General features: G+C 62.3%; 20 protein-coding genes. 18 read left to right on the top strand and 2 right to left on the bottom strand.

Annotated elements, in window-relative coordinates; all coding sequences use genetic code 11:
- The first annotated feature begins 9 nt into the window (after positions 1-9).
- From HMPREF0291_RS09230 to HMPREF0291_RS09165, 15 genes are all read left to right on the top strand, one after another.
- Positions 10-1,446, top strand: coding sequence for a heparan-alpha-glucosaminide N-acetyltransferase domain-containing protein (locus tag HMPREF0291_RS09230; protein WP_083770315.1), 1,437 nt, complete (start codon positions 10-12; stop codon positions 1,444-1,446).
- Between the two features lie 26 nt (positions 1,447-1,472).
- On the top strand, positions 1,473-2,327 hold the full coding sequence (locus HMPREF0291_RS09225) for a hypothetical protein (protein WP_005290557.1): 855 nt from the start codon (positions 1,473-1,475) through the stop codon (positions 2,325-2,327).
- A 47-nt stretch (positions 2,328-2,374) separates the two neighbouring features.
- Entirely contained in the window at positions 2,375-2,827 is a 453-nt protein-coding gene (locus tag HMPREF0291_RS09220; protein WP_005290555.1) for a hypothetical protein, read from the top strand.
- Between the two features lie 335 nt (positions 2,828-3,162).
- The gene (gene atpB, locus HMPREF0291_RS09215) at positions 3,163-3,969 is read left to right on the top strand and encodes a F0F1 ATP synthase subunit A (protein ID WP_005290553.1); all 807 of its coding nucleotides are present in this window, start codon (positions 3,163-3,165) and stop codon (positions 3,967-3,969) included.
- A 101-nt stretch (positions 3,970-4,070) separates the two neighbouring features.
- Complete coding sequence (locus HMPREF0291_RS09210) at positions 4,071-4,310, top strand: ATP synthase F0 subunit C (RefSeq protein ID WP_005290550.1); 240 nt, start codon at positions 4,071-4,073, stop codon at positions 4,308-4,310.
- A 54-nt stretch (positions 4,311-4,364) separates the two neighbouring features.
- Positions 4,365-4,961, top strand: coding sequence for a F0F1 ATP synthase subunit B (locus HMPREF0291_RS09205; RefSeq protein WP_005290548.1), 597 nt, complete (start codon positions 4,365-4,367; stop codon positions 4,959-4,961).
- A gap of 7 nt (positions 4,962-4,968) precedes the next feature.
- Complete coding sequence (locus HMPREF0291_RS09200) at positions 4,969-5,811, top strand: F0F1 ATP synthase subunit delta (RefSeq protein ID WP_005290546.1); 843 nt, start codon at positions 4,969-4,971, stop codon at positions 5,809-5,811.
- 41 nt (positions 5,812-5,852) lie between these two features.
- Positions 5,853-7,499, top strand: coding sequence for a F0F1 ATP synthase subunit alpha (gene atpA, locus HMPREF0291_RS09195; protein ID WP_005290544.1), 1,647 nt, complete (start codon positions 5,853-5,855; stop codon positions 7,497-7,499).
- A 71-nt stretch (positions 7,500-7,570) separates the two neighbouring features.
- Complete coding sequence (locus tag HMPREF0291_RS09190; protein WP_005290542.1) at positions 7,571-8,545, top strand: F0F1 ATP synthase subunit gamma; 975 nt, start codon at positions 7,571-7,573, stop codon at positions 8,543-8,545.
- Between the two features lie 3 nt (positions 8,546-8,548).
- Positions 8,549-10,072 (top strand): F0F1 ATP synthase subunit beta, encoded by a 1,524-nt coding sequence (atpD, locus tag HMPREF0291_RS09185; RefSeq protein WP_005290540.1) that lies wholly within the window; start codon positions 8,549-8,551, stop codon positions 10,070-10,072.
- A gap of 9 nt (positions 10,073-10,081) precedes the next feature.
- Positions 10,082-10,444 (top strand): F0F1 ATP synthase subunit epsilon, encoded by a 363-nt coding sequence (locus HMPREF0291_RS09180; RefSeq protein WP_005290538.1) that lies wholly within the window; start codon positions 10,082-10,084, stop codon positions 10,442-10,444.
- 133 nt (positions 10,445-10,577) lie between these two features.
- Positions 10,578-11,036, top strand: coding sequence for a DUF2550 domain-containing protein (locus HMPREF0291_RS09175; protein WP_005290537.1), 459 nt, complete (start codon positions 10,578-10,580; stop codon positions 11,034-11,036).
- Positions 11,037-11,055: 19 nt separating this feature from the next.
- Positions 11,056-11,748: an endonuclease NucS gene (gene nucS / locus HMPREF0291_RS09170; RefSeq protein ID WP_005290536.1), complete on the top strand. Its 693-nt coding sequence runs from the start codon at positions 11,056-11,058 to the stop codon at positions 11,746-11,748.
- Positions 11,749-11,771: 23 nt separating this feature from the next.
- Positions 11,772-12,056 carry a hypothetical protein gene (locus HMPREF0291_RS11640; protein ID WP_083770313.1) on the top strand — a complete coding sequence of 95 codons (285 nt, stop codon included), beginning with the start codon at positions 11,772-11,774 and terminating at the stop codon, positions 12,054-12,056.
- A 23-nt stretch (positions 12,057-12,079) separates the two neighbouring features.
- Positions 12,080-12,385, top strand: coding sequence for a thiamine-binding protein (locus HMPREF0291_RS09165; RefSeq protein WP_005290533.1), 306 nt, complete (start codon positions 12,080-12,082; stop codon positions 12,383-12,385).
- A gap of 34 nt (positions 12,386-12,419) precedes the next feature.
- Here HMPREF0291_RS09165 and glgB read toward each other — a convergent pair whose 3' ends face one another.
- Both glgB and HMPREF0291_RS09155 read right to left on the bottom strand, forming a co-directional pair.
- The gene (gene glgB, locus HMPREF0291_RS09160) at positions 12,420-14,612 is read right to left on the bottom strand and encodes a 1,4-alpha-glucan branching protein GlgB (RefSeq protein WP_005290531.1); all 2,193 of its coding nucleotides are present in this window, start codon (positions 14,610-14,612) and stop codon (positions 12,420-12,422) included.
- A 28-nt stretch (positions 14,613-14,640) separates the two neighbouring features.
- Positions 14,641-16,665 (bottom strand): maltotransferase domain-containing protein, encoded by a 2,025-nt coding sequence (locus tag HMPREF0291_RS09155; protein ID WP_005290529.1) that lies wholly within the window; start codon positions 16,663-16,665, stop codon positions 14,641-14,643.
- A gap of 64 nt (positions 16,666-16,729) precedes the next feature.
- On the opposite strand from HMPREF0291_RS09155, the gene HMPREF0291_RS09150 reads away from it, so the two are divergent.
- From HMPREF0291_RS09150 to HMPREF0291_RS09140, 3 genes are read left to right on the top strand one after another with little or no spacing between them, the layout of a single operon-like run.
- Entirely contained in the window at positions 16,730-17,587 is an 858-nt protein-coding gene (locus HMPREF0291_RS09150) for an ABC transporter ATP-binding protein (protein ID WP_005290528.1), read from the top strand.
- A complete protein-coding gene (locus HMPREF0291_RS09145) occupies positions 17,587-18,414 on the top strand; it encodes an NUDIX hydrolase (protein ID WP_005290527.1) in 828 nt (275 codons plus the stop codon). Before HMPREF0291_RS09150 ends, HMPREF0291_RS09145 begins: the two co-directional genes overlap by 1 nt.
- Positions 18,404-19,600: a THUMP-like domain-containing protein gene (locus HMPREF0291_RS09140; RefSeq protein ID WP_005290525.1), complete on the top strand. Its 1,197-nt coding sequence runs from the start codon at positions 18,404-18,406 to the stop codon at positions 19,598-19,600. The genes HMPREF0291_RS09145 and HMPREF0291_RS09140 overlap by 11 nt, the downstream gene beginning before the upstream one ends.
- The last annotated feature ends 7 nt before the right edge of the window (positions 19,601-19,607 follow it).

Raw genomic sequence — 19,607 nt, 5'->3', positions numbered from 1 at the left:
AACAGCAGTATGTCATCATCAGTGAATCCCTCAACTGAGGAATCCGTAGCTCGCCCCACCCCAGGACCAGCGGGAGTCCGGCCCATTTGGGATGGACAAAAGGAGACGCTACCTCCACCGGAGGATGGTCCGAGCCCCGAAGTTTTGGGGCCGTCCAGGGTACGTTGGACCTCTGATCGGGCGTTCGGGCCCAGTGGCAACCCGAAGCGCATCGTCGGCCTCGATGTCGCGCGCGGGTTCGCGCTGCTTGGCATGATCGCGGTGCACATTCTGCCCGCGTACAGCCCCTATACGGGGCGGCCGACCGTGGTCTGGCAGCTCCTAGCGGGTAATGCCGCTGCGCTGTTCGCTCTCTTGGCGGGAATCTCCGTAGCGCTGATTACTGGCGCGAATAACCCGCATCAGGGCCGGCGGATGACGCGTAGCAGGGTTTCCCTTGTTACCCGTGCGATCCTGATCTTGCTGTTGGGCTTGGCCATCAGCGAGCTGCCCCTGCGTGTCTTCAACATCTTGCCGTACTACGGTCTGATGTTCTTGGTAGCGGTGTTGCTCACCGGGATGCGGATCCGCAGTCTCTTGATCACCGCCGGAGGCTTCATCGTTCTCGGGCCGCTCGCGATTTTCGCGTTGAACTCCTTCGTTGATTACAAGGGCCCCGCAAACCCGAACTTCACGTCCTTGTTCACGCAGCCAGTAGAAACCCTTCTGACACTCCTTGCCGGAGGCACTTATCCCGTGATCACGTGGATGGCCTACATCTGCGTCGGCATGGCGCTAGGACGGATGAACCTGCGCTGGTTGCTGACTGAGGCGCGGCTCATTCTCTGGGGCCTTGTGCTCATCGCCATTGGTTCGATCACGTCGTGGTTTCTCATCGACTACCTTGGCGGCTTTGAGGCGCTCTACTACTACACCGACGGTTATGACGCGGAAGACATCATCGACACGATCGATTACGGTCCCTCGAAGCATCTTCCTACCGACACGTTATGGTGGCTAGCCATTGACGGCCCGCACACGAACACGCCTTTCTCGCTGGTGAAATCACTCGGCTTCGCGGTGCTGTTCCTCGGGCTCACGTTGGTTATCTCGCAGGCACTGCGCCACGTGCTGTTCCCGCTGATCGCGGCTGGATCGATGACGCTGACCATTTATGTCACCCACCTGGTCTCATTCGCCTACTTCACCGACTCGATCAAGGCCTACCGGACGGAATGGTTCCTGGGCCAAGTAATATTCTTCCTCATCTTCGCCAGCTTCTGGCATCTTGCATTCGGCCAGGGGCCCTTGGAGCGCATCATCTCTAAGACGTGCAAGGGCGTGAGTAAGCGACTGGTGCCGAAGAATGCGCCAGTCAGCGAAGACCGCTCCACCGCGGCGCCGGCTGCTGCAGGTGAGAACACCCACACCCCAACAGATGCGGAGCAAAGCGACCCTAGAGAATAAACCTTCAACATTGAGGTACCCGTGACATGAAGAAAACTAAAGAAATGGGCCGCGTACGACACGTGGCGCAACGAGCTATCCTCTCGGTGATCACCGCCGTCGGGGTGGGGCTAAGTGCTGCCGCCTGTAGCAGCGGGGCACACCCAGAGCCCATGACCGCGCGGGACGGAAAAGAATCGCTGAAGCCCATCGGTAGCAAGAGTGGAGAAGCTCAATCTGAGGAAAGCCCCGTCGACAACGAGGGTGAGTTGAGCGACAGCGCTGAGCAGTCGAACGAGCCCGCGCCAAAGATCCCCGAGGTTCTTTACCCGAACGGTGTGGAAACGAGACTGACTCCACCGGGGACAGAATTGCCCTTCGGTGAGCCCGCGATTGTTGCGAGCGCTGATGCTGAAGGCCGTCTGCTGGTCTGGTCCGTGACCCCGTACCAGGGAATTGACCTTGCCCCTGAGCAGGTCGCACTGGCCCCGGCCACGGCCGCCGAAGGCAACAAGGAGTACGTGTGCTTCGCCTACGACATTGCGTACCTCGGCGCGGTCGCCAAGGCTTCTGGTCGCGATGATGTCGTCCCCGGAGTGGGTGACATCAGCGGGGCGGCTGTCGTGCCCCCGGAACTGTTGCCCGGCACCACCGAAGGCGAAACGACAATGCGACTTGTCGGCGGTGCGGACGACGCTTGCGGCATCCCCCCGGCATCGCGGGTGCCGGTGGCCCAAGCGGGTTTGGTTATGAACTACCCATACGCGCGCGCTGCTGTAGCCGCCGTCGAACTGGGCGGCAAAGATGCAGCGCGGCCGGCGACGTTGATGTACCCGTTTGACTACGGTCTTCCCGGTGTTGCCGATGCCGGTAATACCGTGGAGCCGATTATCTGGCGTTAGCAGCGGAGCGTCGAGAAGCAACTGGGCCTTCTGTAGTATCAGGGTCCGTGAACACTTCCGACGCCCGAACATCCGGCCACGCCGTGAACGATACTTCTGAGTTCCAGGACCACCGCCGCCCGCTCATCCGTGCTTTCAAAGCAGGCGGATGGGCGCTCATTGCGATGACCATCATCTCTTTGGCGATCTGGGGGAGCATCCGGGACCTGCCGGGCATTTGGGGCGTGCTCATCGGTGCGGCGATCGGCGGCGGGTTCGTCCTATTGACCGTCGCGTCAGTTCTGGCGACGTCGGGTACATCCCCCTCAACAACCATGGCGGTCGTCCTGGGCAGCTGGTTGGTCAAGCTCATCGTCTTGATCCTGGCGCTCATGTGGCTGCGCACCATGGACTTCTATGACACTACCGCGCTCGGTGTGACTGTCATCCTCGCGCTCATCGTCGTTCTCGCCACCGAAGTATGGGGCGTGATGACGACGAACGTGACGTATGTGGGGTGACGCACGGGGCGTCGACAAGCGCGCGGGGGAGCTGTTCTGCCCCCTGTGCTCCGTCTGTGACTGACGTAACAGGCGCATGAAAATCGCCTACACCTGCCATAATGTGACGGCTGTGAGCCAGCAGGTAAATCGGCGAAGACTACCTCCCCCCAACATGCACGTTTTGGGGGTCCTGCTGATAGGCTAATCGCGGGTCTCACCCCTGTCCCGCGGTAGCTGATGTGCGACGGAGTCCGCCGCGGTAGGCAGAACTTCAAGACGTCCATCGCACCGCGAATCCCGACAGGTTCGCGGCCCGAGAACGGGAGAGAACGCTGAGCGTTACAACTTTGGCCATGAAGGGTAGCTTCCACGCGCCTGAACTTGGCCCAGAATTTTTCCCGGGGCAAACATACAATGAGGGCCTACACATCATCGGGGAAAACTTCCTCGGTGGTTGGTTCGCGCTGGACCGCATCATGATCGTCCGTCTTCTGATGGCGCTCGTGCTTGTGGTCCTTTTTGCTGTCGCCTTCCGGAACCCCAAATTGGTTCCGTCGGGCCTGCAAAACCTTGGTGAGATCGCCGTGGACTTCGTCCGCGTGCAAATCGCCGAAGACATCTTGGGCAAGAAGGAGGGGAAGCGGTTCCTGCCGGTTATCGCCACCATCTTCTTCACGGTCCTATTCATGAACGTAGCCACGATCATTCCGGGGTTGAACATCTCGCCGAACTCTCGCATTGGCATGCCGATTGTGCTGGCGCTGGTGGGATACATCGCCATGATCTACGCGGGTGCCGCCCGCCACGGCTTTGGCAAGTACGTGAAGCACTCCCTTGTGATTCCGAACTTGCCGCCGGCTCTTCACCTTCTGGTGGTGCCGATCGAGTTCTTCTCGACGTTCATTCTGCGTCCGGTCACGCTGGCTCTTCGTCTCATGGCGAACTTCCTTGCGGGCCACATCATTCTCGTCCTGTTGTACTCCGCCACGAACTTCTTCTTCTGGCAGCTCAACGCATGGACGGCAGTGAGTGGTCTGACTGTGATCGCAGCGCTGTTGTTCACCCTGTACGAGCTGATCATCATCTTCCTGCAGGCGTACATCTTCGCCCTTCTGGTCGCGGTGTACATCGAGCTGTCGCTGCACGCAGATTCGCACTAGTCAGGCGCGAACTGACTGACAGGCCAACTGAATAACCCCACACATTTCGTCACCGTCCGGGCCAGCAACGGGCCGGACATCAAGAAAGGGAACGACTTTCCATGAACGACATCATCCTCGCCCAGGCAAACGAGCAGACCGTGACCGGTCTCGGCACCATCGGCTACGGCATTGCCACCATCGGCCCGGGCCTCGGCATCGGCATCCTCGTCGGCAAGACCGTCGAGGGCATGGCACGTCAGCCGGAGATGGCTGGCCAGCTGCGCACCACGATGTTCCTGGGTATCGCCTTCGTCGAGGCACTGGCCCTGATCGGCCTGGTCGCCGGCTTCCTGTTCTAAAAGAACACTTCGCACAAAAGAAGTTTGTAAGACCTTTTAGATCAGGAGTAACCAATGACGAACGTCATTCACCTACTTGCGGCTGAGGGCGGCGAGAAGCTGAACCTCGAGGGAGATCCCGCTGGTGCTTCTCCGAGCATTCTGCTCCCCGCGCCGTACGACATCGTCTGGTCCCTCGTCGTCTTCATTATCGTCTTCATCCTCTTCTGGAAATTCGTTCTGCCGAAGTTCCAGGAAGTTCTGGCTGAGCGCGAAGACAGGATCAAGGGCGGTATCGAGCGGGCTGAGTCCGCTCAGGCACAGGCAAAGGCTGCTCTGGAGAAGAACAACGCTCAGCTGGCACAGGCACGCGCCGAAGCTAACGAGATCCGCGAAGCTGCCCGCGAAAAGGGCAAGGAAATCGAAGCACAGGCACGCGCCAACGCTGAGGCTGAGTCCCGTCGCATTGTCGAAGCTGGTGAGAAGCAGCTGATGGCCTCCCGTGAGCAGGTCATTGCTGAGCTGCGCAACGAGATCGGCCAGAACTCCATCAACCTCGCAGAGGAGCTCCTCGGCGAGGAACTGTCGGATTCCACCCGCCGTTCCAACACCATCGACAGTTTCTTGAGCCAGCTGGACACCGTGTCCGCACGCTCGGCATCCGGAAAGTGAGGCGTCGATGAGAGCAGCTAGCCGCGAAGCACAGTCGGCCGTCGCAGAGAAACTGGACGCGATCATCCGCGACAAAGCCGACGCAGGCGAGTCCGTATCCGTCGCAGCCCAGGTGGGCACCGAGCTGTTCCTTGTTGTGGACCAGCTGGACAAGAACCGTGCGCTGCGCATCGCCGTGGCTGACTCTTCGCTCGCCGAAGAGCAGCGTGTTGGCATCATGAGCGAGATCTTCAGCGGCAAGGTCGCTGAAGCAACGCTTGAGGTGCTGCGCGAGGCAAGCGCACGCGAGTGGTCCGCCCCGCGCGAATTCCGTGAGGGACTCGTGCACTTGGGCCGCAGGGCACTCCTGCGCGGCGCAGAGAGCGAGAACAAGTTGGGCGAGGTCGAATCCGAGCTCTTCCAGCTGTCTCGTCTCTTTGAGCGCGAGAGCGAACTCACCCAGCTGCTGTCTGACCGCACCGCCACCACGGACCAGAAGCGTCAGCTTTTGGCCAGCGTGCTCTACGGCAAGGTGTCTATGTACACCGAGGCGTTGGCGCTGCAGGTGGTCGGCCGCCCAGAGGACAATCCGGTCGACGACATCGCAGGCATCGCACGCGAGTCGGCCGAACTGACAGGTCGGGAGTTTGCGGCAGTGACCGCTGCAACTGAGCTGACTGATTCTCAGCGCGAGGCACTGGCAGAAAAGCTTGGACAGATTTACGGCCGCGAGATGGCCATTCACACTGAGGTTGACCCCAGCCTCCTCGGTGGTGTGACCATCCGCGTTGGCGATGAACTCATTGACGGCTCCACGCGCGGAAAACTTGAGCGCATGCGTGCCGACATGGCAGCCAACACGGCTTACTAAAACGAAATTGCTGGAAGAATCTACCGAGAGCAGGAAAGATTATGGCGGAGCTGACGATCTCCTCCGATGAGATCCGTAGCGCGATAGCGAACTACACCTCGAGCTACTCCGCGGAGGCCTCCCGTGAGGAGGTCGGCGTGGTGACGTCGGCTGCAGATGGTATTGCCCAGGTTTCCGGGCTGCCGAGCTGCATGACCAACGAGCTGCTTGAGTTCTCCAACGGCGTCATCGGCGTCGCACAGAACCTCGACACCGACACCGTCGGCGTGGTGGTCCTGGGTGACTTCGAGACGATCTACGAAGGCGACAAAGTTTCCAGGACCGGTGAGGTCCTGTCCATCCCGGTCGGGGAGGCATTCCTCGGCCGCGTGATCAACCCCCTGGGCCAGCCGATTGACGGCCTGGGTCCGATTGAGGCTGACGAAGAGCGTGTGCTCGAGCTTCAGGCAGCAGGCGTGCTCGACCGTCAGCCGGTTGAGGAGCCGATGCAGACCGGCATCAAGGCGATTGACGCCATGACGCCGATCGGCCGCGGACAGCGCCAGCTGATCATTGGTGACCGTAAGACCGGTAAGACTGCGGTCTGCATCGACACCATCCTCAACCAGAAGGCCTACTGGGAGTCCGGTGATAAGACGAAGCAGGTCCGCTGCATCTACGTTGCCATCGGCCAGAAGGGCTCGACCATTGCTGGTGTGCGCCGCACCCTCGAGGAGCACGGCGCACTCGAGTACACCACCATCGTTGCCGCTCCGGCATCCGACTCCGCAGGCTTCAAGTGGCTGGCACCGTTCGCCGGTGCTGCTCTGGGCCAGCACTGGATGTACCAGGGCAACCACGTTCTGGTGGTCTACGATGACCTGACCAAGCAGGCTGAGGCCTACCGCGCCATCTCGCTGCTGCTGCGCCGCCCGCCGGGCCGCGAGGCATACCCGGGTGACGTCTTCTACCTGCACTCCCGTCTGCTGGAGCGCGCTGCCAAGCTTAACGACGAGCTCGGCGCCGGCTCTCTGACGGCCCTTCCGATCATCGAGACCAAGGCGAACGATGTCGGTGCCTTCATTCCGACCAACGTCATCTCAATTACGGACGGTCAGTGCTTCCTGCAGTCCGACCTGTTCAACCAGGGTGTCCGCCCGGCCATTGACGTCGGTATTTCCGTCTCCCGTGTCGGTGGTGCCGCACAGACCAAGGGCATGAAGAAGGTCGCGGGTAACCTCCGTCTGGACTTGGCCGCATACCGCGACCTCGAGTCTTTCGCAGCGTTCGCGTCCGACCTGGATGACGCTTCCAAGCGCCAGCTCGAGCGCGGCCAGCGCCTCGTCGAGCTGCTGAAGCAGCCGGAGAACTCCCCCCAGCCGGTCGAGTTCCAGATCATCTCCATCCACCTCGCTAACGAGGGCGCATTCGACTCCGTTCCCGTCGAAGATGTCCGCCGTTATGAGGCAGAGCTGCACGAGACGATCCGCGCTGAGGCCCCTGAGGTCTACGAGCAGGTCGACGGCGGCGCAGCCCTGTCCGACGAGTCGAAGGAGACCCTGGCCCGCGTCAACGAGAGCTTCGCCCAGAACTTCCAGACCTCCGGCGGCGAGCGTGTCGTGCGCGAGCCGGAGGCTGATGCTATGGACGAGAGCGACATCTCGAAGCAGCAGCTCAACGTCTCTCACAAGTCGCAGAAGAAGGATTAGTTCAGACTCGCGCTGTTCTGGGCTAAAGAACCTAGAGAAACACGACTTAAGAGAGAGGAGGAGCACACACTATGGCAACACTTCGCGAACTGCGTGACCGCATCAAGTCGGTCAACTCGACAAAGAAGATCACCAAAGCCCAGGAACTGATCGCAACATCGCGCATTACCAAGGCCCAGCGTCGCGTGGAGGCGGCTCAGCCGTACGCCAACGAGATGCAGGATGTCATGGAGCGGCTTGTCGCTGCGACCAACCTGGACCACCCGATGCTTCGCCAGCGCGAAAACGCCAAGGTCGCCGCAATGCTGGTGGTCACCTCTGACCGCGGTATGGCCGGCGGTTACAACCACAACGTGCTCAAGAAGGCTGGCGAGCTGGAGCGCATGCTCCGCGACGCCGGCTACGAGGTTGTCCGCTACGTCACCGGCGGCAAGGGTGTGACCCACTACGACTTCCGTGATCAGGAGATCGCGGGGGAGTGGACTGGTTGGTCCCAGGACCCGACGTGGGAGGGTACGCACGACGTGCGCCACCACATGGTCGGCGGTTTTGAAGCCACCTCGGAAGGTGAGGTCAAGTGGCGCGAGGGCATCCGCGCGCCGGAAGGCCAGGCCATTCGAGGCTTCGACCAGGTCCACGTGGTTTACACCAAGTTCGTCTCCATGCTGTCGCAAGAGGCAACGGCTCACCAGCTGCTGCCCATCGAGCCCGTCTTCGAGGACGTCGAGTTCGAGCAAGAGGACTTGTTCACCACGTCAGGCGAGACCATGCCGGACATGGAGTTCGAGCCGGACGCTGAGACGCTCATGGAGAGCCTTCTCCCAGCGTACGTGTCCAGGACGCTCTACTCGATCTTCCTGGAGGCGTCGGCGGCGGAGTCTGCATCGCGCCGTACCGCGATGAAGAATGCGACGGACAACGCGACGGAGTTGGCTAACGGGCTGTCCCGTGAAGCCAACCAGTTGCGTCAGGCAAAAATTACTCAGGAAATCACCGAGATTATCGGCGGCGCTGGAGCGTTGTCCGGTAGCGGAGAAAGTGACTAAATCATGACTACAGCTCTATCTCACGATGAGCGTAACGACGAGCCGACCGGGGCTGAGGACAACGTCGCAGCCTCCGGTGCCGCCAACCAGGCTTCCGCTGATGAGCGCAAGCCGGCTGGTTCGGATAACGGCCGCGTCGTCCGCGTCATCGGTGCAGTCGTCGACGTGGAGTTCCCGCGCGGCGAGCTGCCTGAACTCTACAACGCACTCGAGGTCGACATTGAGCTCGATGCAGTGGCTAAGACTGTCATCCTCGAGGTGGCACAGTTCCTCAACGACGGCCTTGTCCGCACGATCGCCATGGCTCCGACCGATGGCCTCGTCCGTGGCGCGCAGGTCCGCGACTCCGGTAACCCGATTTCGGTTCCGGTTGGTGACCAGGTTAAGGGCCACGTCTTCAACGCGCTCGGCGAGTGCTTGGATGATCCTTCTGTGGGCAAGGACGGCGATCGTTGGGGTATCCACCGTGAGCCGCCGGAGTTCAAGGACCTCGAGGGTAAGACCGAGATCCTGGAGACCGGTATTAAGGTCATCGACCTGCTCACCCCGTACGTCAAGGGCGGAAAGATCGGCCTGTTCGGCGGTGCCGGTGTGGGTAAGACCGTTCTGATCCAGGAGATGATTACCCGTATCGCTCGCGAGTTCTCGGGTACGTCGGTCTTCGCCGGTGTCGGCGAGCGCACCCGTGAGGGTACGGACCTCTTCCTGGAAATGGAGGACATGGGCGTCCTTCCGGATACCGCCCTTGTCTTCGGCCAGATGGATGAGCCGCCGGGGGTTCGTATGCGCGTGGCCCTGTCCGGCCTGACCATGGCGGAGTACTTCCGCGATGTGCAGAACCAGGACGTGCTGCTGTTCATCGACAACATCTTCCGTTTCACCCAGGCAGGTTCTGAGGTGTCCACGCTGCTCGGCCGCATGCCGTCCGCTGTGGGCTACCAGCCGACGCTTGCCGACGAGATGGGTGTCCTCCAGGAGCGCATTACCTCCACCAAGGGCCGTTCGATTACGTCCCTGCAGGCCGTTTACGTGCCTGCGGATGACTACACCGACCCGGCCCCGGCGACGACCTTCGCCCACCTGGATGCGACGACCGAGCTGTCGCGTTCCATCGCCTCGAAGGGTATTTACCCGGCTGTGGACCCGCTGACCTCGACCTCCCGCATCCTGGAGCCGGGTATTGTCGGCGAGCGCCACTACGGTGTCGCTCAGAAGGTGATCAACATCCTGCAGAAGAACAAGGAGCTGCAGGACATCATCGCCATCCTCGGTATGGACGAGCTGTCCGAAGAGGACAAGATCACCGTTATGCGCGCTCGTAAGATCCAGCGCTTCCTCGGCCAGAACTTCTTCGTTGCGAAGAAGTTCACCGGCGACGAGGGCTCGTACGTCCCGCTCGAGGAGACCATCGAGGCCTTTGACAAGCTGGCTGAGGGCGAGTTCGACCACTACCCGGAGCAGGCCTTCAACAACCTTGGTGGCCTCGAGGACGTCGAAGCTCAGTACAAGAAGCTGCAAGAGAAGTAGGAGAAGCTCATGGCTGAAATCACCGCAGAACTGGTCTCCGTTGATCGCATGCTGTGGTCCGGCGAGGCATCCATTGTCACCGTCCAGACCACCGATGGTGAGATCGGCTTCATGCCCGGCCACGAGCCTTTCCTTGGCCAGCTCAAAGAAGATGGTGTAGTGACCATCAGCCCGGCCGACGGCGACAAAGTCGTCGCCGCTGTCCAGGGCGGGTTCGTTTCCGTGGTGGGAAACAAGGTCACCGTCTTGGCTGACTCCGCGAAGTTCGCCTCTGAGGTGGACAGCAACGAGCAGTTCGACGACGAGGATCCGGCCCAGAAGGCGCGCCGCGATTCTGAGCAGGCTGCTCTTCGCCGCATTGGCAGCGCGTAGTACGCGCACTCGCGATTTATCGGGTTGAACCCCCGTCCAGGTCAGTCTGGACGGGGGTTCACCCTTTGCGTGCGGGGGTGGTCAAACTTTCGTCTATTCACTGTGAACAATCTGGCGGTTACACTGGCTCTTTATGAAGATCGTCGGGTACCTGCTTATCGTGGTGGCGGTCATCGCCGTCTGCGCGGCGGTGTGGCGGTTTCTGACGGTGCGCAACAACGGCACTCAGGCGCTGATCCGGGTGCTACCGGCGCAGGGGACGCACGGTTGGCGCCACGGCGTGATCACGTACTCCGGCGACCACATGCGCTTTTACAAGCTGCGCTCCCTGTCTTTCGGGGCGGATGAGGTACTCACGCGCAGCGACATTTCCATTACGGGACGCAGAAAAGCCACTGAGACCGAGCGGGATTTCATGCCCGGGGTCGAGGTGGTTGTTCTTTTTTCTGCGGATGGCAACGACTACGAGTTCGCCACGGAGTGCCATGCGTCGATGGCGCTGATCTCATGGCTGGAGTCTGCCCCGGATAAACGCCATGTGCGTGCTGATATCGAGCACCTGCGCAACCGCGCTTTCAAGGCGCAGACCTAAGCCCGCTAGGCTGGAACCCATGCGTCTCGTTATTGCCCGTTGCTCTGTGGACTACGTCGGCCGCCTCGACGCACACTTGCCCTTGGCGGACCGGTTGATCATGATCAAAGCTGACGGGTCGTTGTCGGTGCACGCGGACGACCGTGCCTACAAGCCGCTGAACTGGATGACTCCGCCGTGCACGATTACAGAAGAGCCGATTCTCGACGTCGACGACGAGGACACGGGGGCCCAGTTGTGGGTGGTGGAGAACCCGAAGGGCGAGCAGCTGCGCGTGACTCTCGAAGAGATCCACGAGGACTTGTCCTACGACTTGGGCACCGATCCGGGGTTGGTCAAGGACGGCGTGGAGGCGCATCTCCAGGAGCTTTTGGCAGAGCACATCACTACACTGGGCGACGGTTTCACCCTGGTCCGCCGCGAGTACCCAACCCCGCTCGGTCCGGTGGACATCATGGCCCGCGACGGCGAGGGGATAGCGGTCGCCGTGGAGGTTAAACGCCGCGGCGGCATCGACGGCGTCGAGCAGCTCAGCCGCTATTTGGACATGCTCGGCCGCGACAGCCTCGTCGGGCCTGTCAAGGGCGTGTTCGCCGCGCAAGAGATCAAGCCGCAAGCGAAGACACTCGCCGAGGACCGCGGCATTCGGTGCGTCACGCTCGACTATGACGAACTGCGCGGCATCGAATCCAACGAACTGCGCCTGTTCTAGGACCGCGAGATAGAAAGCAGCCCATGCCACGGAGAAATCGGCGCGACAGGGGAGCGTACATGCCGGGCCGCAGCCTCCCTCGCGACGGCGGCACCTATTGGGGCACGCGGGAGGAAGAAGGCCCGCACGGGGACATCTACTTGGTGCGCCAGATCGGATCTGCTTCGGCGACGAAGTTCTACGTGTGCCCCCGCTGCAATCAGAACATTCCGCCCGGGGTGGCGCATATCGTCGCATGGCCGCGCGACACCGGCAGGCAAGGGGATGACCGGAGGCATTGGCACCGCCATTGCTGGGAGCGTAGATAAGCGATCCCGCTAAGCTTAGGGCCATGATTCTCGCGTTCTCCGTTGCCCCGACCGAAACTCCCGACAACACTGCCGCGATGTCTGAGGCGGTCTCACGCGCGGTGAAAATCGTGCGCGATTCGGGTCTGCCTAATGAGACGAACGCGATGTTCACGCTCGTCGAAGGAGAGTGGGACGAGGTGATGGACGTGGTCAAACGCGCCACTGAAGCCGTGCAGGAAGTGTCTCCGCGCGTGTCGCTGGTGATCAAGGCCGACATCCGCCCTGGGTACACGGGGCAGATTGAGGGCAAGGTGGCTAGCGTCGAAAAGCATTTGGGCGAGGGTTAACTCACGTCCCTCGCCCTGCCTACCTCACCCGCGCTTACCGCAGCGTGTAGTACTGCACGCTCATAGCCGGGATGTGGAAGGTTGCGGACTGCTCGAAGGTGTCCCATTCACGGTCCTCGGTGGCGACAGTGTCCGGCAGCTCATTACCAGCACCCTGGTACTTGGCGTCGTCGGTATTGAGGATGAGCTCCCACTCGCCAGCGCGGGGTAGACCAAGGCGGTAATCCGTCTGCGGGGCGCCGGACAGGTTGACCACGGCCAGCACCGGCACAGAGTCCACGCCCCAGCGGATGTAGGCCAGGACGTTGTGGTCAGCGTCATCGCCCTTGATCCACTGGAAACCCATGGGGGTATTGTCCTGGCTGAACAGTGCCGGGGTGTCCTTGTACAGGTGGTTGAGGTCGCGGACGAGTGTGCGGATGCCCTCGTGGTATTCGGCGCCCCAGCCTTCCAAGTTGTCCCAGTTGACGGAGCCGGCTTCAGCCCACTCGGTCTGCTGGCCGAACTCGCAGCCCATGAACATCAGCTGCTTGCCCGGGTGGGAGAACATGTAGCCGAACAGGGTGCGCACACCGGCGGCCTTGTTCCACTCATCACCCGGCATGCGCTCCCACAGGGATCCCTTTCCATGGACCACCTCGTCGTGGGAGAAGGGGAGCACGTAGCTCTCGGAGAAGGCATAGACGAGGGAGAACGTGACCTCGTTGTGGTGGAAGGAGCGGTGTATCGGGTCGAGGGAGAAGTACTCGAGGGTGTCATTCATCCAACCCATGTTCCACTTCAGGGAGAAACCTAGGCCGTCGGCAGAGGTCTGCGCCGTGACACCCGGCCACGCAGTGGACTCTTCGGCGATGGTGAGCACACCGGGGTGGGAACGGTGCACGGTGGCGTTGAACTCCTGGAGGAACTGAACTGCGTCGAGGTTCTCGCGGCCGCCGAACTCATTGGGCAGCCACTCGCCCGGCTCGCGGGAGTAGTCCAGGTACAGCATCGAGGCCACCGCATCGACACGCATGCCGTCGAGGTGGAACTCCTCGAACCAGTACAGAGCGTTGGCCACGAGGAAGTTGCGCACCTCGTTGCGGCCGAAGTCGAAGACGTAGGTGCCCCAGTCTTTCTGCTCGCCGCGGCGCCAGTCCGGGTGCTCGTAGAGGGCGGTACCGTCGAAACGACCCAGGGCCCAATCGTCCTTCGGGAAGTGCGCGGGCACCCAGTCAACGATCACGCCGATGCCGGCCTGGTGGAGGGTGTCTACGAGATAGCGGAAGTCATCCGGGGTGCCCCAGCGCGCGGTCGGTGCGTAGTAGCCGGTGACCTGGTACCCCCAGGATCCACCGAAGGGGTGCTCGGCGACAGGCAGGAACTCCACATGGGTGAAACCGTTCTCGACCAAGTAGGGGACAAGCTCCTTGGCCAGCTCGCGGTAGCCGTAACCGACGCGCCAGGAGCCGACGTGGCACTCGTAGACGCTCATCGGGGCGTTCGTAGCGTCAATGCCCGGACGGGCCGCCATCCACTCGTGATCGCGCCACTCGTAGGTGCTCTCGCCGGCGATGACCGACACCGTCTCCGGCGGGGTCATTGTCTGCTTGGCCAGCGGGTCGGCCTTGTCGCGTGCGACACCATCCACACCCTGGACAGTGAACTTGTACTGGGTGCCCGGCGCGAGGTCCGGAATGAAGATCTCCCACACGCCCGTCGAGCCCAGGGTGCGCATCGGGTACTGGTTCGGGTTCCAGTTGCAGAAGTCACCGACGACGGCAACGCCCTGTGCGTTCGGGGCCCATACAGCGAACGAGGTACCGGAAACATCGCCCATCGGGGTGTGGTAGGTGTGCTGGTTCGCGCCGAGGACTTCCCACAGGCGCTCGTGGCGGCCCTCACCGAGAAGGTGCAGGTCGAACGACGTGAGCGTGGGCAGGAAGTGGTACGGGTCCGCCGTGATCACCGGGTCGCCCTCCGGGTAGGTGATCTGCAGGCGGTAATCCGGCGCGAGGTCATCTTCGAGCCCGAGTACCCAGATGTCGTCCCCGATGGGGGTCATGGGCAGGCCTTGGTTGTGGATGAGCACGTCCACTGCGGTCGCGCCGAGCACGCGGGCACGGATCACGGAGCCGGATGGTGTCGAGTGCCAGCCGTAGAAGTCGTGGGGAGCGTGGTGCTTGCACTCGATCAGGCGCTGACGGTCTGCCTCGGGGATGAGCAGCTGGGGGTCAGGGGAGGTCATGGTGTTCCTTTGCGGGTTATCTAAAGCGTTAGGGGCGGTAGTCAGCGTCTGCGAGATCGCGGAAGGCGAGGCGCTCGCGCAGGGATGCGTCGATAAGCGGGAGCCTGAAGATGTGCGCGACATTCTCCATCGGGCTCAAGCGCACGTAGTTGCGCATGGTCCATTCGTAGTCGGCGCCGGAGACGAGGTCGTGCACCGGGAAGGTGGCACTGGGGGCCAAACCGAGGGCCTCCATGTTCAGCGTCACGTTGCATTCCTGTGCGTAGGTCGGATCGAGGTTGACCACGACGAGGATGCAGTCGCCGGTGGCTGCATCGAACTTGGAGTACGCAATGACCTGGTCGTTGTCTGCGGTGTGGAAGTGCAGGTTGCGCAACTGCTGCAGAGCAGGGTGGTCCTTGCGGATCTGGTTGAGCAAGGTGATGTACGGGGCGAGCGAATCCCCGCGCTCCTCAGCACCAGCGAAGTCGCGCGGGCGGAGCTGGTACTTCTCGGAGTCCAGGTACTCCTCGCTGCCCGGGGCGACCGGCTCGTGCTCGTACAGCTCGAAACCGGAGTACATGCCCCACAGCGGGCTCAAGGTCGATGCCAGGGTGGCACGGATGGCAAATGCCGCCCGGTTCCCGGTCTGGATGAAGGCCTGGAGAATGTCCGGGGTGTTCACCCAGAAGGACGGGCGAGAGATGTCGGCGAAGCGAACGCAGTCTTGTGCGAAGCCGGTCAGCTCCTTTTTCGTGGTCTTCCACGGGAAGTAGGTGTAGGACTGCGAGAACCCAGCCTTGGCCAGGCCGAGCAGGCGCGGTGGGCGGGTGAACGCCTCTGCCAGGAAGATCACCTCAGGGTGTGTCTCGTGGACTTTGGCGATTAACCAGTGCCAGAAGTCAACCGGTTTCGTGTGCGGGTTGTCCACGCGGAAGGTGGTGATGCCCAGGTCCACCCACGTCATCAACGCGCGGTAGATCTCTTCGTAGATGACATCAGAGGCGTTGTCGAAGTTGATGGGGTAGATGTCCTGGTACTTCTTGGGCGGGTTCTCGGCAAACGCGATGGTGCCGTCCGCCAGCACGGTGAAGAAGTCAGGGTGCTCCTTGGCCCACGGGTGGTCGGGCGCGGCCTGGAGAGCGAAGTCGAGCGCGACTTCCAAGCCCAGCTCTTCAGCTCGGTCCAACAGCGCGCGCAGATCCTCGGTCGTACCCAGCTCCGGGTGGACCGCGTCGTGGCCGCCCAATACGGAACCGATCGCCCACGGGGAGCCCACGTCGCCGTCCTCAGCCACCAGAGTGTTGTTCGGGCCCTTACGGTTGACTTCCCCGATGGGGTGGATCGGCGGGAAGTAGACGGTGTCAAAACCCATCGCGGCGACACGCGGCAGAGCCTCCGCAGTAGTGGCGAAGGTGCCGTGGACGGGGCGGCCCTGTTCATCCCACCCGCCGGTGGAGCGGGGAAAGAGCTCGTACCAGGAGCTGAACAGGGCCTTGCTGCGCTCGACGAGGATTTCGCACTCCGGGCCCTGGGTGATCAGGTCGCGGACGGGGTGGGAGTGGAGGGACTGGGCAACATCGTCGGCGAGCGCCGGGGCAAGACGCTCCCGCAACGGGGCATCCGACGACAAGGCTGTTGCGGCAGCGGTGAGCAATTCGCGCCGGGAGGAATCGCCCTCGGCCGCTGCACGCTCGAAAAGTTCAGCGCCGTGGATGAGGTCGTTCGACATCTCTTCGGCGGACTGGCCTGCTGCGGACTTCTTGGTCACTGCGTTGCGCCACGTTGCCACCGGATCAGACCAAGCCTCAACCCGGAAGCGCCACAGGCCTTCCATGTCTGGAGTGAACACCGCGTGGCAGTAGTCGGGGCGGTTTTCCTCCGGTGTCATGAGCACGGAGCGGGACGAACCGTCCGGGGCAGTGATCACCACTGTCGCCGCGATAGCGTCGTGTCCCTCGCGCCACACCAGCGCGGAGATCGGCACGACCTCCCCAACAACTGCCTTCGTCGGTAGTGCCCCGTCGGTGGTGCGGGGCCTCACATCGTCGATACCCAAGCGTCCGATAGCCATGGCTCCCACACTAGCGAAGTCAGGGTCACACCACCGGGCAAGAAAATGCGCCACAATAGGGGGCGTGACTGATCAAACTGCCCAGAATCGACCAGAGGAACCCCAGACGGATCCAGACCTGCTCATCGACTTCCGCGGAGTGGATTTCCGCCGCGGCGGCAACGTGTTGGTAGGGCCCGTGGACTGGAAAGTTGAGCTGGATGAACGGTGGGTCGTCATCGGGCCCAACGGCGCGGGAAAGACGTCGTTGATCCGGATGGCGGCCGCCCAGGAGCATCCGTCGTCAGGCACGGCGTTTGTGCTGGGTGAGCAGCTGGGCAAGACGGACATGCGCGATCTGCGCGCCGTGATCGGCATGACCACATCGGAACTGGGGGATCGTGTTCCCGCTGACGAACTGGTGGAAGATCTTGTGCTCTCCGGCGGCTACGCCGTTGTGGGGCGCTGGAGGGAAGAGTACGACGAGGTGGACTACGAGCAGGTCCACGACGCCCTTGACCACGTTGGCGCGTTCCACCTCCTTGGCCGCCGCTGGGGCACACTGTCGGACGGTGAAAAGAAGCGTGTCCTCATTGCGCGTGCGATCATGGTCAACCCCGAGTTGCTCATCATGGATGAGCCGGGAGCGGGGCTTGACCTGGGTGGCCGCGAGGATCTCGTGGCGTATTTGGGTGATCTCGCGCTCGACCCTGATGCCCCGGCGATCGTGATGATCACTCACCACGTCGAGGAGATTCCCTACGGCTTCACCCACGCGATGCTGCTCAGCGAAGGCGATGTCGTTGCGCAAGGGCTGATCGATGACGTTCTCACCAGTGAGAACCTGACGAAGGCCTATCACCAACCGATCACGTTGACGAAGGAAGACGGCCGTTTCTTCGCCCGCAGGACCCGCCGTGCTGGAGCGCACCGGAGGGCATAATGGGCTCACGCAACGAGGAGGACATGAAGGGGATCAACTACGGCCGTTTGGCGGCCACAGTGATCCTCGTGCGCGACGGCATTGCAGGCTTAGAGGTCTGGATGCAAGAGCGCGTTCTCACGATGCGCAATTACCCCGGTATGACGGTCTTTCCCGGCGGTGGAGTGGATATCCGCGACTTCCCGGCCGACAAGGAGGACGCGAAAGAACTCTGGTCCGGCCGTAGCGTGCACGACTTGGCCAAACAGCTCGACGTCAAGCCGCGCCAAGCCCACGCGCTCATGTTCGCCGCTGTGCGTGAGCTTTTCGAGGAAACAGGCACGCTGTTGCTTGTCGACGACAACGACAAACTCCTCCAAGACGCCCGCCCCTTCCACCAAATCCGCAAGCGGTTGGAAAGCCACGAACTCTCCTTCACCGAAGTGCTCGAAGAAACCGGCCTGGATGTCGATGCGACCTTGCTCAAACCTTCTGGCCGCTGGGTGGGCAAGAGCGAGAAAGGCACGTGGTTCGACACATTCACCTTCGTCGCGGAGCTTCCGCACGGTCAAGAGCCTGACGTAGCCACGGGCGAGGCAAGTGATGCGAACTGGTTCCCGCCGAGCTTGCTCATTGACGGGTGGCGCCAAGGCCTTGTCCGCTTCGCCCCGTCGACCTGGGCGCAGCTGTACGACATCTCCGAATTCGCCTCCGTCGACGAAATCATGGACAACGTCAAGGGCAAAGAGATTGAAGCGGTTGTCGGCGACCCCGTCGACATTCCCCGCTACCGGGAGCTGTTCGAGTCCAACCCGGTCAACCGGATGGGCAAGAAATTTGAGCTTTAACCCCGAGGAGGTCCGCTTCCTCGCCAGCCGGCTCGACGCGATCGCCGACGCAGCGGGGGAGTTGGAGCTGACGAAGAAGTCCGTCCTTGCTGACCGCCAGAGGCTCCAGCCTGTCTTCGGCGAGCACTCCCGCGCCGTCATGGAACTGGTGACCGCCCAGCGCGCGCTCGCTTCAAAGCTCCCCGACGCAGCCAACGCAGCATCCTGGCTGACCGATACGGATGCGGCTCAGCAGGCCACCCCGCACACTGTCGCCCAGGTGCGCGCTGAGCGCATCGCCCGCGCCGGGGCTTCGTTGGTGCACGACGTGACGTGTTCCATCGGCACCGAAGCCCCCGCTGTCACAGCGCAGGGCATGGATTGGCTGGGCACAGACATCGACTTCTCGCGCGTGCTCATGGCACGCCACAACGTGGGGCCGCATGTGGCTGTGGCTGATGCGCTGCATCCCGTCACCACTCCCGCGAGCAGTGCGGGCCCGACGCGCCGGATGTGCAGCGGCTCTGGTCCAGGACGCGTCATTGTCGCCGATCCCGCCCGGCGCAAGGACGGACGCCGGATCACCGACCCGGCTAAGCTCATCCCGCCGCTGCCGGACCTGCTTGAGGCCTATCCCTACGCCGAAATGGCCGTCAAATGCGCACCCGGCATCGATTATTCGCAGTGGCCCGGCCTGGTCAGTATCGTCAGCGAGAACGGGGCCGTGAAGGAAGCCTGTCTCTACACTCCCGGCCTTGACCCCGCGAAACGGGAAGCAGTGGTGATCCAGCCGGGGTTCACCGAACGGATCACGGATGGGGCCGGGGAGGCTGTGGACGTCGGTACGCCGCGGCGCTTCATTATCGAGCCCGACGGTGCCGTCATCCGCGCTGGCCTGGTGCGCCACTGGGCGGCCAAGCACGATCTGGCGATGCTCGATCCGCACATCGCGTTCCTCACGGGCGATCGTGTGCCGGAGCACCACTCCGGATTTCCATTCATCGAGGAAGTGCCGCTGAAGAAGCTGAAACCGGCCCTGCAGGCTCATGGTGCGGGCGCACTGGAGATTCTCGTGCGTGGTGTCGATGTTGACCCTGACCAGCTGCGCAACAAGATGAAACTCAAGGGCAGCACACCGATGGCGGTGGTCATCGCGCGCATCGGCGACACGGCCACTGCATATCTATGTGGTGCGCGTGTGCGCTAGGCTCGCA

The organism is Corynebacterium genitalium ATCC 33030, from assembly GCF_000143825.1.
In the GTDB taxonomy this organism is placed as follows: domain Bacteria; phylum Actinomycetota; class Actinomycetes; order Mycobacteriales; family Mycobacteriaceae; genus Corynebacterium; species Corynebacterium genitalium.
Note: the sequence above shows the minus strand (reverse complement) of the source record. Positions and strands in the feature narration are given on the sequence as shown.